15 protein-coding genes are annotated in these 13,732 nt (G+C 66.6%); 11 read left to right on the top strand and 4 right to left on the bottom strand.

All coding sequences use genetic code 11. From position 1 onward, the window contains the following. Positions 1–7 precede the first annotated feature (7 nt). The 3 genes from E4O92_RS00370 to E4O92_RS00360 all read right to left on the bottom strand — a co-directional run bounded on the left by E4O92_RS00370 (position 8) and on the right by E4O92_RS00360 (position 2,783). Positions 8–1,858: an Hsp70 family protein gene (locus E4O92_RS00370; protein ID WP_135187758.1), complete on the bottom strand. Its 1,851-nt coding sequence runs from the start codon at positions 1,856–1,858 to the stop codon at positions 8–10. Continuing rightward, on the bottom strand, positions 1,855–2,418 hold the full coding sequence (locus E4O92_RS00365; RefSeq protein WP_135187757.1) for a DUF2760 domain-containing protein: 564 nt from the start codon (positions 2,416–2,418) through the stop codon (positions 1,855–1,857). Before E4O92_RS00365 ends, E4O92_RS00370 begins: the two co-directional genes overlap by 4 nt. 128 nt (positions 2,419–2,546) lie before the next feature. Continuing rightward, positions 2,547–2,783: an SDR family oxidoreductase gene (locus E4O92_RS00360; RefSeq protein WP_370659988.1), complete on the bottom strand. Its 237-nt coding sequence runs from the start codon at positions 2,781–2,783 to the stop codon at positions 2,547–2,549. Positions 2,784–3,074: 291 nt separating this feature from the next. Between E4O92_RS00360 and E4O92_RS00355 the strand changes: the two genes are divergently transcribed. The 11 genes from E4O92_RS00355 to E4O92_RS00305 all read left to right on the top strand — a co-directional run bounded on the left by E4O92_RS00355 (position 3,075) and on the right by E4O92_RS00305 (position 13,200). Then, on the top strand, positions 3,075–4,256 hold the full coding sequence (locus E4O92_RS00355) for a type II secretion system F family protein (protein WP_135187755.1): 1,182 nt from the start codon (positions 3,075–3,077) through the stop codon (positions 4,254–4,256). A gap of 2 nt (positions 4,257–4,258) precedes the next feature. Continuing rightward, positions 4,259–5,923: a GspE/PulE family protein gene (locus tag E4O92_RS00350; protein WP_135187754.1), complete on the top strand. Its 1,665-nt coding sequence runs from the start codon at positions 4,259–4,261 to the stop codon at positions 5,921–5,923. Continuing rightward, entirely contained in the window at positions 5,904–6,560 is a 657-nt protein-coding gene (locus E4O92_RS00345; protein WP_135187753.1) for a hypothetical protein, read from the top strand. Before E4O92_RS00350 ends, E4O92_RS00345 begins: the two co-directional genes overlap by 20 nt. After that, complete coding sequence (locus tag E4O92_RS00340) at positions 6,557–7,129, top strand: hypothetical protein (RefSeq protein ID WP_135187752.1); 573 nt, start codon at positions 6,557–6,559, stop codon at positions 7,127–7,129. Before E4O92_RS00345 ends, E4O92_RS00340 begins: the two co-directional genes overlap by 4 nt. Further along, positions 7,126–7,638: a type II secretion system protein GspM gene (locus E4O92_RS00335; RefSeq protein WP_135187751.1), complete on the top strand. Its 513-nt coding sequence runs from the start codon at positions 7,126–7,128 to the stop codon at positions 7,636–7,638. The genes E4O92_RS00340 and E4O92_RS00335 overlap by 4 nt, the downstream gene beginning before the upstream one ends. Beyond that, entirely contained in the window at positions 7,638–8,099 is a 462-nt protein-coding gene (locus tag E4O92_RS00330; protein WP_135187750.1) for a hypothetical protein, read from the top strand. The genes E4O92_RS00335 and E4O92_RS00330 overlap by 1 nt, the downstream gene beginning before the upstream one ends. Beyond that, the gene (locus tag E4O92_RS00325) at positions 8,096–9,940 is read left to right on the top strand and encodes a secretin GspD/PilQ domain-containing protein (RefSeq protein ID WP_135187749.1); all 1,845 of its coding nucleotides are present in this window, start codon (positions 8,096–8,098) and stop codon (positions 9,938–9,940) included. Before E4O92_RS00330 ends, E4O92_RS00325 begins: the two co-directional genes overlap by 4 nt. Position 9,941: 1 nt before the next feature. Continuing rightward, a complete protein-coding gene (locus E4O92_RS00320) occupies positions 9,942–10,412 on the top strand; it encodes a type II secretion system protein (RefSeq protein WP_135187789.1) in 471 nt (156 codons plus the stop codon). Beyond that, positions 10,387–10,770, top strand: coding sequence for a type II secretion system protein (locus E4O92_RS00315; protein ID WP_135187748.1), 384 nt, complete (start codon positions 10,387–10,389; stop codon positions 10,768–10,770). The genes E4O92_RS00320 and E4O92_RS00315 overlap by 26 nt, the downstream gene beginning before the upstream one ends. 453 nt (positions 10,771–11,223) lie before the next feature. Next, positions 11,224–12,273, top strand: coding sequence for a pectate lyase family protein (locus E4O92_RS00310; RefSeq protein WP_135187747.1), 1,050 nt, complete (start codon positions 11,224–11,226; stop codon positions 12,271–12,273). A gap of 90 nt (positions 12,274–12,363) precedes the next feature. Then, complete coding sequence (locus E4O92_RS00305) at positions 12,364–13,200, top strand: pectate lyase (RefSeq protein WP_135187746.1); 837 nt, start codon at positions 12,364–12,366, stop codon at positions 13,198–13,200. 16 nt (positions 13,201–13,216) lie between these two features. Here the strand turns inward: E4O92_RS00305 and E4O92_RS00300 are convergent, their stop codons facing one another. Then, positions 13,217–13,726: a type II secretion system protein gene (locus E4O92_RS00300; protein ID WP_135187745.1), complete on the bottom strand. Its 510-nt coding sequence runs from the start codon at positions 13,724–13,726 to the stop codon at positions 13,217–13,219. Positions 13,727–13,732: the final 6 nt, after the last annotated feature.

The raw sequence follows: 13,732 nt of genomic DNA, 5'->3' as shown, positions 1-13,732 counted from the left end.
CGTTGGATCACTGTTGCTGGGGAGCGGAACGCACGTCGAATTCAACCTTCCAGCGCTGCCCGTCGCGCGCGACCGCGGCCAGCTCCAGCGTGCCCGCCTCGGTGGCGAGCGAATGCAGCTTGACCTCCACGATCTCGCCCGGCGTGCGGCCTTCCGCCGGCAGCGTGGCCTGGATCTCGTTCAGTTCCTGCAGCTCGTCGGGGTTCCAGCTGTCGAGCACTTCGCCGATGGCGTCCTGCCGGCGGGTGCTGGAACCGAAGAAGCGGAAGTGCACCGGCTCGCCGATCACCAGGCCGAATTCACGGCCCGGCAACTCCAGTTCGCTGCCTTCCTCCATGCCGAACGGCGCCACGCACAGGGCTTCGATCGGCGGCTCGAAGCCGGGGATAGCCGGCATCGACGACTCCACACCCACGTAGTACGAACGCGCCGTGCCGCCGCGGATGCGCACGCCGCCGCCGCGCCGCGCATAGCCGAAGTAGGCTGCGCCGCGCGCGACCGCGAGGTCCAGGTCGGCGCCTTCGAGCATGCGTGCGGGCTCGGCGCCTTCCATGTACAGCCAGTCGTTGATGGTGTCCATCATGCGCTGGGCCAGAATACCCGACTTGAACACGCCGCCGTTGAACAGCACCGCGCTCGGGTGCAGGAACGTGTGTTCCTGCGACACGCGGCCGGCAAAGCCTTCCAGCTCGGCGGTGGCGCCGGCCTGGCGGCCCAGGAAGGCGGCCAGGTGGCGCGTGATCGCCGCGTCCTGCGCGTACGGCAGGCCGAGCGTGGTCAGGCCGGCGCGGGTGCGCACTGCCGGACGGCTGGACGCTTCCACGCGCGGGAAGAAGCCGTCGGTGATGAAGGTCGTGACCTCGTCGCGCGTGAGCTCGGTGCGGATCGAGCCGCCGATCAGCTTGGAGCCGCGGCTGGGCACGACGATCGGCCAGCTGGCTGCGTCGGCGTCGGCCAGCAGGTGCTCCTTGGCGCTGCGGCAGCCGTAGGTGAGGGCGCGCATCTGCCAGGCGTCGAGCTGGGTGCCGTTCGCCGCCAGCTTGCGCGCCACCAGGTGGGCCAGCGCCAGGTCCATGTTGTCGCCGCCCAGCAGGATGTGGTCGCCAACTGCCACGCGGTGCGGCTCCAGCTTGCCGTCGCGCTCCAGGATCGCGATCAGCGAAAAGTCGCTGGTGCCGCCGCCCACGTCCACCACCAGGATGATGTCGCCCGGCTGCACTTGCTTGCGCCAGCGGCCGGCGCTGCCCTGGATCCAGCTGTAGAGCGCTGCCTGCGGCTCTTCCAGCAGGGTCGGCGCGGCGTAGCCCGCTGCGCGCGCCGCCTCGGCGGTGAGCTCGCGCGCGGCCGGGTCGAACGAGGCCGGAATGGTGACCGTCACGGCCTGCTGGTCAAACGGCGCCTCGGGATGGGCGGCATCCCAGGCGCGGCGCAGGTGCTGGAGGTAGCGCGTCGAGGCTTCCAGCGGCGAGATGTGCGGCACCTCTTCCGGAGCGTCGGTGGGCAGGATCGCGGCGCGGCGGTCGACGCCCGGGTGGCACAGCCAGCTCTTGGCGGACGATACCAGGCGGATCGGCGTGGTGGCGCCGCGGCTCCTTGCCATTTCGCCGACGACTTGGGTTTCGCCGCCCGGTGCCCACGGCAGGGCCAGTTCGCCCGGCGCCAGTTCGTCCGGATGCGGCAGGTACAGGAAGGACGGCAGCAGCGGCAGCGCTTCGACGGTGCCGGGCGCGGAGAGCTGCGGGATCGGCTGCACCTCCTGCACCGGCTGTTCGCCGTCGCTGGTCTGCAGGTCCACATAGGACAGCGCGCTGTGGGTGGTGCCAAGGTCGATGCCGATGGCGTAGCGTGGATCGCTCACAGTTCCACCTCCGCGGGAGCGAGCACGCGCGCGTCGTGCTTGTCGGCCAGCTGCGGCAGGCGCACCTCGGCCGCGCGCCAGCCGCGGTGGCTGAGCGTGCCCTTGAATGGCGGCTTGCCGACCACGTTGCCGGTCAGGCGCACGCTGGCCGCGTCAAAACCTTCGTCGAGCGTGACGCGGCTGCCTTCGGCTTCGCCGCGCACCGGCTCGATGTTGAAATGCTCGCGCAGCACGCGGGCGCAGCCCTCGTGCACCACGCGCGCGGCGGCGCCGATGTCGGCGTCGGCGTAGGCGGAGAGGTTTTCATGGGCGAAGTCGATCAGGCGCGCCTCGCGTTGCAGCAGGCTGAGTAGCTGAAGCGCGGCGTCGGGCGTGGCCACGCGCAGTGGGGCCGCGGCCGGGGCAGGTGCGGGGGCAGGTGCGACCGGCGCCGCGACCGGGCCGATCTGGTCGTCGCGCACGCGCGCCGCGTACCCGGCGTCGCCCAGGATCTTGAAGAAGCTGCCAAAGGCAAGGGAAAGCCGGCTCCAGAAGGAGGGCAAGTTGTTCGGTTGGTTCATGTATTGTCGCTAGGAAGTAGGGGGACAGGCGTGCTGCGACGCAGCGAACCCTGTCCGAAAGCGCGCATGATACCAGTTAGCAGGCGGACAAGGCACGCGCCATCCCGGCCGGCCTTGATGCATTCAGCTTACGGATTGCCGTTGCCGCCAGACACGCCGTACACCTGGCCTGTGGTGTAAGTCGATTCGCTTGATGCCAGGGTCACGAAGGTCGGGGCCAGCTCGGCCGGCTGCCCGGTGCGCTTCATCGGCGTGTTGCCGCCGAACTGCTCCAGTTTGTTCTGGGGCGCGCCGCCGGAAACTTGAAGCGGGGTCCAGATCGGCCCCGGCGCGACCGCTCTTCCTCTCCAGTGCGGGGGCGAGATATCAACCGATCCGATGCGCCGATGGTAGCGTCAATGGACTGGACAGCGCATACGATACCCGTCGGCAAGAAATTCAGGTGGTCAGGCCATTTCTAACCGGTTGGGCCAAATGAGACATGCGGACTGTCCAGTTTTTGATATATTTATGTCATACTCAATTGACAACCTTTCGCTGCTGCGCCACTCGCCACGGGGAGCCCTATGCACCAGATTTTCTTCACAGAACGTCTTGCGTCGCGCCAGCAGCGTCCTGCCTGCGGCTTACGGTTCGCATAAACCCGGGGTGCGGCGGTGCGTTTCTCGATCCGTGCCATCGGCTTTGATAACCGGCTGCAGACGCTGGAACTGGACGCCAGCGACGCCCGCGCGGCCAGCCGTGCCGCCAGCGCGCGCCGCCTGACCGTTCTGGAGGTGCGTCCGCTGGCCGCAACCCGGCAGCGGCGCGGCAGGCGCTTTGCGCTGGTGCTGTTTACGCAGGAGCTGCTGGCGCTGCTGCAGTCCGGCCTAGGCCTGGTCGAGAGCCTGGAAGCGCTCGGCGAAAAAGAATCGCAGTCCGAGACCGGCGCCTTGCTCGCCCGGCTGCTGGCGCGCATGCGCGACGGCCTGCGCTTCTCAGAAGCGATCGGCGCCGAGCCCCAGTGCTTCCCGCCGCTTTTCGCCGGCATCGTCAAGGCGGCCGAACGCACCAGCGACCTGCCGCAGGCGCTCTCCCGCTACATCGAATACCAGGTGCGCGTGGACGGCGTGCGCAACCGTCTGGTCAATGCGGCGATCTACCCGGTTATCCTGCTGGTGGTCGGCAGCCTGGTCAGCCTGTTTTTGCTCGGTTACGTGGTGCCCAAGTTCGCGGTCGTCTACCAGGGCAACGGCCGCACGCTGCCGCTGCTGTCGCAGTGGCTGATCGCCTGGGGCGGCTTGGTCGCGCAGCATGGCATGGCGCTGCTGGCGGGGCTGGCCGTCCTGTTCGGCGCGTGCGCGCTCTGGCTGCGCCGCCTGCGGCGCGCGGGGCGCCTGATGGCCGCCTTGACGCGGCTGCCGGGCGTGGCGGAACGGGTGCGCATCCTGGAGCTCACGCGCCTGTATCTCACGGTCGGCATGCTGCTCGAAGGTGGCATTGCCGTCGTGGCCGCGCTGGAGATGGTCAGCGCGGCAGTTTCGCCTGCGCGCCAGCCGCTGTTAGCTGCTGCGCGCGAACGCATTGCGCAGGGCGGCAGCTTTTCCGAAGCGTTCGAACAGCATGGCTTGAGCACGCCGATCGCGTTGCGGATGCTGCGGGTGGGAGAACGCTCCGGCCAGCTCGGGCTGATGCTGACCCGGGCCGCGCTGTTCTACGACGCGGAGACCACGCTGTGGATCGAAAAATTCAGCAAGACCTTCGAACCGGTCCTGATGGCGGCGATCGGCATCGTGATCGGCGCCATCGTGGTGCTGTTGTACATGCCGATCTTTGAACTGGCCGGTAGCCTGCAGTGATCATGTCGACCAACACGATGGAAGCCCTGCACACCGCGCAGCACAAGGCGCGCGACAGCGGCCAGGACTTTTTCAGCGCGCTGGGCGCGGTGACCGGGCTGGGGCCGGCTGAACGGCTGGCCTACGCTGCCCGCGCGTTCAGGCTGCCGCCGATCGACCTGGCCGGCATGCTTGCGCTGCCGCCCGATTTTGCGTGCTTGCCGCTGGCGCGGGCCCAGCAGCGCCAGTGCGTGATGCTGCAGGGTGCCACCGCTCTGGTAGGCGTGTTTACCGACCCGTACGCGCAGGACCTGCAGGTCTGGGCCGAGACCCAGGCCGGCTCGCCCGTCCACTGGCATCTCGCGCTGCCGGACGACCTGCACGCCTACCTGGCCAAGCAGGAGGAAACGGTGCGCTCGCTCGACACCCTGTTCGCAGACGGCGAACGGCAAGAGGGCGCCGCCCGGACGCTGGAAAGCCTGAGCTATGCGGCGCTTGCCGAAGGCGCCAGTCCCGCTGTCAGGCTGGTCAACTCGACGATGTACGACGCCTTGAAGCTAGGGGTGTCGGACATCCACTTCGAAAGCACCCCGGCCGGCATGCTGACCAAATACCGCATCGACGGCGTGCTTGGGCCGGCGGCGCAGGTTGCGGGAACGGCGCTGGCGGAACAGGCCATTTCGCGCATCAAGGTGCTGGCCGAACTGGATATCGCCGAGCGCCGCGTGCCGCAGGACGGCAGCTTCCAGGTCGAGTACCAGGGCCGCGAGATCGACCTGCGGGTGTCGATCATGCCGAGCGTGCACGGCGAGGATGCGGTGATCCGTATCCTCGACAAGCAGCCGATGGTGCGCCCCCAAGGTGGGCTGACGCTCGATGCGTCGGGCTTCGCCACCGACCATCTCGCCACCATCCGGCGGCTGGTGGCCAAGCCGTACGGCATGGTGCTGGTGACCGGGCCGACCGGATCGGGCAAGACGACCACGCTGTACGGCGCGCTCACCGAGATCAACAGCGGGCGCGACAAGATCATCACCATCGAGGACCCGGTCGAGTACCAGTTGCCGGGCATTTTGCAGATTCCTGTCAACGACAAGAAAGGGCTGACCTTCGCGCGCGGGCTGCGATCGATCCTGCGCCACGATCCCGACATCGTCATGGTCGGCGAAATCCGGGACCGCGAAACCGGCGAGATCGCCGTGCAGTCGGCCTTGACCGGCCACCTGGTCCTGTCCACGGTCCATGCCAACAACGTGTTCGATGTATTCGGCCGCTTTGCGCACATGGGCATCGATCCGTATTCGTTCGTCTCGGCGCTGAACGGCGTGGTGGCCCAGCGCCTCGTGCGGCTGAACTGCCCGCATTGCAGCCACCCGTATCAGCCGGACGACGAGGAGCTGGCGAACGCCGCCCTCGCGCGCGCCGCTGCGGCGGGCTTTGATTTTCGTCAGGGCAGCGGCTGCGCCGAGTGTCGCGGCACCGGATTCAAGGGCCGGCGCGCGGTGGCCGAGATCCTGATTCTGGACGACGCGCTGGCCGAACTGGTGATCGAACGCCGGCCGCCCCGGCAGATCAAGGAGGCCGCGCGCGCCAACGGCATGCGCAGCCTGTTCGAGGATGCGCTGGCGCTGGTGGCCGGCGGCCAAACCACGCTCGAGGAGGTGGGACGTGTCACGCTGGCTGGCTGACCATTGCGAGCTGCATGTCAGCGCGCGCGGCATCAGCCTGCTGCGCGGCGGGGAGCGCATTGGCCTCGCATGCCAGGCAGGCGAATGGGAGCTGCTGGCCGCAGAACTGCCCGGCTGCGTACCTGCCAACGCGCGGCTGTCGGTGACGCTGGCCGATTGCTGGGCCAGGTACTTCCTGCTGGTGCCACCCGATGGCCTGGCCAGCTTGCGCGACTGCCGCCTGCTGCTCGCGGCGCGGTTCGAAGCGCTGTACGGCCAGCCGGCGGATGACTGGTTGCTGCAGGCCGACTGGCAAGCCGGCGCGCCGATGCTGGCCTGCGCCATTCCGCGCGGCGTGGTGCGCTCATTTGCCGCATTCCGGCTGGCGCGCCTGCTGCCCGAGCTGCTCGATCGATGGAACCGCTACTGCCCGCGGCTGCCGCTCACTGGCGCCTTGTGCGGCAACGCCGACGGCCTGGCCAATCTGCTGTACTGGCGCGACGGCCTGATGCGCGTGGTGCGCCAGCAGCGCGGCGCCGATCCCGATGCGCTGCTGGCCCTGGAACTGGCGCGGCTTGGCGCACAGCCGCCGCAGGCCCTGTTCTGGAGCGGGCCAGCCGCGCCGGCCGGCTGGGCTGGGCTGGAGGAGCGAGCGTGAAGCCGATGCTGATCGATTTTGCGCAGCGCCACAGCCCGTGGCGCTGGGACCTGCGCATGCCGGGCACGCGCCTGTTTGTGCTGATGGCGCTGGCGGCGCTGGCCATGCTGGCGCTCGCGTGGCAGCAGGGGCGGGTAATCCGGCACGAGCGCATAGAACTGGAAAGCGAGCTGGCCAGGCTGGCCGCCCACCAGCAGGCGCGCGCCGCCCAGGAGCGCAGCCGCGCGGGCGCCAGCAGCGAATATGAGCGTGCGCTGCGCCAGGCCTTTCAACAGCGCGCGCTGCCGTGGGAAGCCATCTTCCGCGCTTTCGAAGCAGTGCCCACGGTACGCCTCGAAGCCTTCCAGCCCGACCTCGCAAGCGGGGTGGTCAAGGTCCAGGCCCACGCAGGCGGCATTGACCAGATCCAGGATTATCTGGCCGCGCTGCGGGCAAGCCCGGTGTTCGTCCGGGTCGCGCTGCTGCGCCACGAGCTGCCGCCTCAGGGCGGGGGCGTGAACTTCAGCTACGAGGCGGTACTGGCCGCGCCTTTTCGCCTGCCCGACAGCGCAGAGAGGAGCCGGCCGTGAAAGCGTGGCGCTGGCAACTGGAAGTGCTCGCGGTGCGCCACGGCGTGTGGCTGCTGCCCGGATTGGTGTTGCTGCTGCTTGCAGTGGCCGCGTGGTTGGTCTGGCTGCCGGAACAGGAAGCATCAATGCTCAAGGCGCAGGAATCCTTGCGGCGCCAGCGCGTGCAGGCCACACCGCCCGAGCAGGCGCCGGCGCTGCGGTTGCCGCGCTTGCCGCAGCCGGACCAGGCGGATGCGAGCGTGCGCCAATTGTTCGCGCTGGCGCAGCAGCATGGGCTGACGATCGCGCAGGCCGACTACCGGCGCCAGGACAGCGGCCCGGTCGGGCGCTGGCAGATCCAGGTGCCGGCCACGGGCAGTTATCCGCAGGTGCGCCGCTTCGTTCGTTCCGCCCAGGCGATTGCCGGCCTGTCGCTCGACGAGATCAGCCTGCAGCGCAATCAGTCGGGAGGGGCGGTGGAGGCGCGCATGCTGTTCTCCATCTGGTACGAGGCTAAGGGAACGCCGTGATGACGATGCGCCTGAAAATGCTGCTGGCGCTACTGCTGGCGATCGCGGCTCTGGCGGTCTTCGACCGGCCGGCCCAGGTGGCGGTACCCGAGATCAGCGAAGGGCCGGCACGCGTGCAGCGGACCGCAGCCGTGGCGCCCGCGCAGGCGCTGTTCGCGGACACGGAGCCGGACGACGCTCTTGTGCCCGACCTGTTTGCTCTGAATGCCGAAGCAAGCGCGCCGGAGGAAGCGCTCGAGCCGCCTGTAAAACCGGCAAGGCCGTTCACGCTGCTGGGCTTCAAGCGCGAAGATGGCGTGCGCGAGGCCTACCTGCTGCGTAATGGCGACGTGCTCAAAGTGCGCGCCGGGGCAGTGCTGGAACAGCGCTACCGCGTGCTGGCGCTGACCGACGATGCGGTCGACATCAAGGACAACGTATCCGGCGCCGCGCTCCGGATCGGTTTCGAGGATCATCCATGAGCCAAATTGCAGCAAGACTGGTGCTTGCATCGCTGATCGCCTGCGTGGGCGGCTGTGCCAGCGCCCCCCATGGCACGCCGCCCGATATCCGCGCGCTGCTCGAATCCGGCCAGTTGGAGCAGGGTGCAGCGCGCCTGGAACAACTGCTGGCCGCAGCGCCGGACAACATCGAAGCGCGCATGCTGCTTGCGAACACGCGGCGCCAGTTGGCCAGCCAGTGGCTCGCCAGGGCTGGGCAGGCGGTGCGCAATGAGGCGTGGGAAGAAGCCCAGGACGGCTACCGCCGCGCCGCCGCGCTGGGCGAAGTGGACCAGGCCATGGTGGGCATGCGCATGCTCGGCTCGGCCCAGCGGCAGGGCGAATTGCTGGGCGCCGCGTCGGCCTTGCTTGCCGCGGGCAAGCGCGAGGAGGCGCGCAGCGCGCTGCAGGCCCTGCTCGCGCAATTCCCGAATAACCAGAAGGCGGCCGCCATGCTGCAGTCGCTGGGCGAGCGTGAGGCGCTTGCGCAGGGCGCGCTCGCCAAGGGCTTGGGCAAGCGCATGGACCTGCAGTTCCGCGACGCGCCGCTGCGTGCCGTGTTCGCCGCGCTGTCCCAGGCGTCAAGCATCAGCTTCACGTTCGACAAGGACGTGCCAAGCGAAACCCGCGTCACCGTCAATTTGGTCGATATGACGGTCGAGCAGGCCTTGCGCCAGGTGCTGGCGTCGGCCCAGCTTGACCACAGCGTGACCGACGAGCGCACGATCCTGGTCTATCCCCGCGATCCGGCCAAGCAGCGCGAACACCAGCGGCGCAGCATCCGCAGCTTCCGGATCGTCAATGCCGAAGCCAAAGCGGTGGCGGCCAGTTTGAAGACCTTGCTCAAGACGCGCGATGTGGTGGTCGACGAAAAGCTCAACATGCTGGTGGTGCGCGACACCCCCGAGACGCTGCAGATGGCCGCAAGGCTCGTGGCCTTGCATGACGTGGCCGAACCCGAAGTCATGCTGGAGGTGGAAATCCTGGAGGTGCAGCGCAGCGACCTGGAGGCGCTGGGCGTCAAATGGCCGGGCAGCGCCAGCCTCACGCCGCTGGCTGCCACGCGCACCGGGCCGGATGGCGGCGTGCTCACCAGCGCCGTGACGCTGTATGACCTGATGCGCCTGAACTCGCGCGGCGTGCAGGTTGCGCTCGACCCGATGAAGCTTTCCGCGCAAACCGGCCGCGACAGCGCCAGCGTGCTGGCCAACCCGCGCATCCGAATCAAGAGCCGCGAGAAGGCGCTGATCAGGGTGGGCGAACGGGTGCCGAGCATCTCGTCGAACGTGACTTCCACGGGGGTGACTTCGCAATCGGTGAACTATCTTGACGTCGGCATCAAGCTGGAAGCCGAGCCGGTGGTCTACCTGGATGACGAAATCTCCATCAAGCTCGGACTGGAAGTGAGCAGCATTCTCGGGACCATGGTGGACGGTAATGGCCAGCCGTACGGCTACCGCATCGGTGCGCGCAATGCCAACACGGTGCTGCGCCTGCGCGATGGCGAGAACCAGGTGCTTGCAGGGCTGATCAGCGATAACGACAAGCGCAGCGCCACCGCGGTGCCCGGGCTGGGCGAACTGCCTTTGCTGGACCGCCTGTTTGGCGTGAAGAGCAGCGAACGTACCAAGACCGAGATCGTGTTGTCGATCACGCCGCGCGTGGTGCGTAACCAGCCGCGCACCGCGTGGACCGAGGTGGAGTTCGATGCCGGGACCGATGCCAGCCTGCGGGGCAATGACGGAACACCCGTTGCGCCCCTGGTCGCGCCCGCGCCGCCGCCAGCGCCTGCCTTGCCCGCCCCCGAGCGTAGCGGTGGCTGACATGCGGCGCCGCGGCTTTACGCTGATCGAACTGATGGTCACGCTGGCGATCGTGGCGCTGCTGTCGTCCATTGCGCTGCCGCTGGCGCAGATCGCGGTGCAGCGCCAGAAGGAACAGGAGCTGCGCCTGGCCCTGCGCGAGATCCGCACCGCGCTTGACGATTACAAGCGCGCCGTCGGCGAAGGCCGCATCCTGGGCATGTTGGATGGGAGCGGTTATCCGGCCAGTCTTGAAGTGCTGGTCAAGGGCGTGCCGGACCAGCGCAGTGCCAAGCCCCGCATGGTCTACTTCCTGCGCAGTATTCCGCGCGACCCGTTTTGCGGCGACCCCGCGCTGCCCGATGCGCAGACCTGGGCATTACGCGCGTACCTGAGCGACCCGGATGACCCGAAGCCGGGCGAGGATGTCTACGACGTGCACTCCAAATCCGAACAGGTGGGCTTGAATGGCATCCCATACCGGCGCTGGTAGGCGCGGCTTCACGTTGATCGAACTCCTGGTCGTGCTGGCGATCCTGGCGCTGCTCATGACCGTGGCCGTGCCGCGCTATTTTCACAGTATCGACCAGTCGAAGGAAACCATCCTCAAGGAGAACCTGCGCATCACGCGCAGCGCCATCGACAGCTTCTATGGCGATAACGGCCGCTATCCGCAGTCGCTCGACGAACTGGTCGAGCGTGGTTACCTGCGCAGCCTGCCCGTCGATCCGGTCACCGAAAGCGTCGCCACCTGGATCGTCGTGCCGGCGGCGGATGGCAAGGGCGTATTCGACCTCCATAGCGGCGCGGCTGGCACCGCGCGGTCTGGTATTGCACTACAGTATCTGTAGTTTCTGGTCTGACCAGCATTGGGTTCAACGTAAGTTTGGTTAACCAGACACAACTAAGGTCTCTAACTTTGGTCGGACCGATTGTTGTTTTTTAGCGGATTGGTTTACCAATTTATGTGCCAGGTCGCAAGCAGCCCAGCTTGCGGCTGCAGCTGGCGAAACGTTTAATAATCAACGAGTTGTCTGGGCTTTTTGCGATCATTTCTCCCGTCGGGATTGAGTTTGGGTATCGAACTGCTCGGCTCCGATATAACACATTGATTGACCGATAATTTTTTTGCGCGCAATCTGGTTTTCACCAACGGTCGTTATTGAAAAATACAGATTTTGCGGTCGGCCAAATTCGCATTTCAGCGCCCGTTCGGTTCATTCTCGTCCCTTGCTGGCTGCCTTGATCGGGCAGTGATGGTGGTGGGGGCGGGACTCACGACATTCAACCTTGGAGAAACAGCGATGAACGGGATTATCCTGAGGGGCGCGCTCGTCCTTACTTTATGCGTGGCTGCCATGGAGGCGGCCGCAGGCCCGGTGGGCTATGGTTCGGCAACTACCGGCGGAGGCAGCAAAACCGCGGTCACGGTGACGTCGATGGCCGACATGCAGGCCAAGATCGATGCCTACACCAGTGGCGGCCTGGTTCTTCTTTACACCGGCAAGTTCAACTACGCCACCATTACCGACGTGTGTGCGCAGTGGCAGAAGCCAGCGCAGACGGTGCAAATCAAGAATAAAAGCGACATCACGATCAAAGGCTCGTCCGATTCGACCGCCAACTTCGGCATCCATATCGCCGGCAACGCGAACAACGTCATCGTGCAGAACATGACCTTCGGCCTGCTGCCCGGGGGCGATGCGGCCGACGCGATTTCGATTGAAGGCATGTCATCCGGCCAGCCAAGCAATATCTGGATCGACCATAACACCATCTTCGCATCGCTGACCATGTGTCCGGGCGCAGGCGACGCCTCGTTCGACGGCGGCATCGACATGAAGAAGGGGGCGCACCACATTACCGTCTCCTACAACTACATCTACAACTACCAGAAGGTGGCGTTGAACGGCTTTAGCGACAGCGACACCGCAAACAGCAACTCGCTGACGACCTACCACCACAACCGCTTCGAGAACGTCAAGTCGCGCCTGCCCCTGCTGCGTTTTGGCAAGGCGCACATCTACAACAACTACTTCGGCAACGTCGAGACCTCCGGCATCAACGTGCGCATGGGCGGTCTCGCGCTGATCGAGTCGAACTACTTCGAGAACATAGCCAATCCGGTCACCTCGCGCGACAGTTCCAGCATCGGCTACTGGGATCTGCGCAACAACTACGTCGGCAGCGGCATCACCTGGACTTCCGCCAGCGGCACGTATGTCAACGCCACCAACTGGGCCACCACCAAGTCCTACGGATCCGTGGGCTACAGCTACACGCCCGATGCGGCGGCCAATGTCAAGGCCAAGGTCATCGCCACCGCGGGCGCGCGCACCAATTTGGCCCAATAAGGCCGTGGCAGCACCCGGACCCGGAAGTCCGGTTTCCCGAGCCGTCCCGCGTGGACGGCGACTATAACCATGATTTAGGAGAGAGCGGAAATGATGAAGCATCTGAAAAAAGCACGCAGCGTCCTGTTCGCACTGGCTGGCCTGGCGCTGGCCGCCAACGTCCACGCCGCACCGGCCAAGCGCGCGGTACCCGCATGCACCAAGGTGACGGTCACCGGGTCCACCACCGTGGCCGCAGGCACCACCTGGGATGGCCTGGCCAAGTACGGCAAATGGGTGTGCATGGTCGGCAGCGGCACCAAGATGGACGGCAGCCAGTCTGAAAGCCAGGATCCGCACTTCATCCTGAACGAGGGCGCGACGCTGAAGAACGTGATCATTGGCGACCCCTCCATGGGCACCGGACGCAACCTGCTGGCCGGCGGCGCGGATGGCGTGCACTGCAAGGGCAACTGCCGCATCGAGAATGTCTACTGGGGCGATGTGGGCGAAGACGCAGCCACCATGGAAAGTTCCGCTCCGTCCGGTTCGGTCATGACCGTCGTTGGCGGAGCGGCCTACAAGGCGAACGACAAGATATTCCAGAACAACGGCAACAAGACACGCATCTCGATCAGCGACTTCTACGCCGAGGAAGCCGGCAAGCTGTATCGCTCGTGCGGCAACTGCTCCAGCCAGTACGTCCGCTACGCCACGGTCAACGGCGTCACGCTGTACAACGTCGGCACCGGGCTGGGCGTGAACAGCAGCTTCGATTCAGCCAAGCTGCCGGGGTTGGCCGGACAGTACGACGTGGCCGACATGACCGATTTCGTGTCCAACAGCAGCTCGAGCCGGTGCGTCGGCTACGTCGGCACCGCCAAAGGCTATGAGCCGGTGAAGGACACCAACAGCAGCAACGTCGCGCGCAGCTGCAAGTTCCACTGACCGAGGGCAGGGCGGCTCAGTCCTTCTCGGGCCGCTCGGCGTCGCTGCAGTTGGCGCCGCACGCCATGACGTAGGCGAAGATCCAGTCGCAATAGCGTTTTCGTCCGTCGAGGAACACGAAGTCGCCGTCCGGGAAGCTGTGCTTGATGGTGGTGGCGCAGGAGGCGCTGCGCACACCCATGATGCCACCGCCCGGTGCGCGGATCAGCTGCCAGTCCGGCTTGCCCGTGACCGGGTCGGCATACAGCTGGCGCAGGTAGCGGCGCACGCCGCTCTGGCGCGGGTCTTTCAACAGGTCTTCCAGGCGCGCAGGCGCCCGGTTGCCATTTCCTTCCGGGGTGTACAGCTCGTACTCGAGAAAGGCCTTGATGTACTGCTTGCCGACGTAGAGCAGCTCGGCCTCGGCGGCACGCCGCCGCGCGAGTTCTTGCACCTGGACCGCGGCCATGGCGGCGATACCGATGGTGGCCACCAGGATCATCAGGGCCACATAGGTAAAGCCCGGCTGGCGCTGCCGCGCTCTCATCGCTGG

The organism is Massilia horti, assembly GCF_004614195.1.
Taxonomy (GTDB): domain Bacteria; phylum Pseudomonadota; class Gammaproteobacteria; order Burkholderiales; family Burkholderiaceae_D; genus Telluria; species Telluria horti.
Note: the sequence above shows the minus strand (reverse complement) of the source record. Positions and strands in the feature narration are given on the sequence as shown.

What these genes read in the sequence shown, in the direction of transcription:
- E4O92_RS00365 (WP_135187757.1), bottom strand. Translation starts at nt 2,418, where the DNA reads ATGAACCAACCGAACAACTTGCCCTCCTTCTGGAGCCGGCTTTCCCTT.
- E4O92_RS00350 (WP_135187754.1), top strand. Translation starts at nt 4,259, where the DNA reads ATGTCGACCAACACGATGGAAGCCCTGCACACCGCGCAGCACAAGGCG.
- E4O92_RS00330 (WP_135187750.1), top strand. Translation starts at nt 7,638, where the DNA reads ATGACGATGCGCCTGAAAATGCTGCTGGCGCTACTGCTGGCGATCGCG.
- E4O92_RS00325 (WP_135187749.1), top strand. Translation starts at nt 8,096, where the DNA reads ATGAGCCAAATTGCAGCAAGACTGGTGCTTGCATCGCTGATCGCCTGC.
- E4O92_RS00320 (WP_135187789.1), top strand. Translation starts at nt 9,942, where the DNA reads ATGCGGCGCCGCGGCTTTACGCTGATCGAACTGATGGTCACGCTGGCG.
- E4O92_RS00315 (WP_135187748.1), top strand. Translation starts at nt 10,387, where the DNA reads ATGGCATCCCATACCGGCGCTGGTAGGCGCGGCTTCACGTTGATCGAA.
- E4O92_RS00310 (WP_135187747.1), top strand. Translation starts at nt 11,224, where the DNA reads ATGAACGGGATTATCCTGAGGGGCGCGCTCGTCCTTACTTTATGCGTG.
- E4O92_RS00305 (WP_135187746.1), top strand. Translation starts at nt 12,364, where the DNA reads ATGATGAAGCATCTGAAAAAAGCACGCAGCGTCCTGTTCGCACTGGCT.
- E4O92_RS00300 (WP_135187745.1), bottom strand. Translation starts at nt 13,726, where the DNA reads ATGAGAGCGCGGCAGCGCCAGCCGGGCTTTACCTATGTGGCCCTGATG.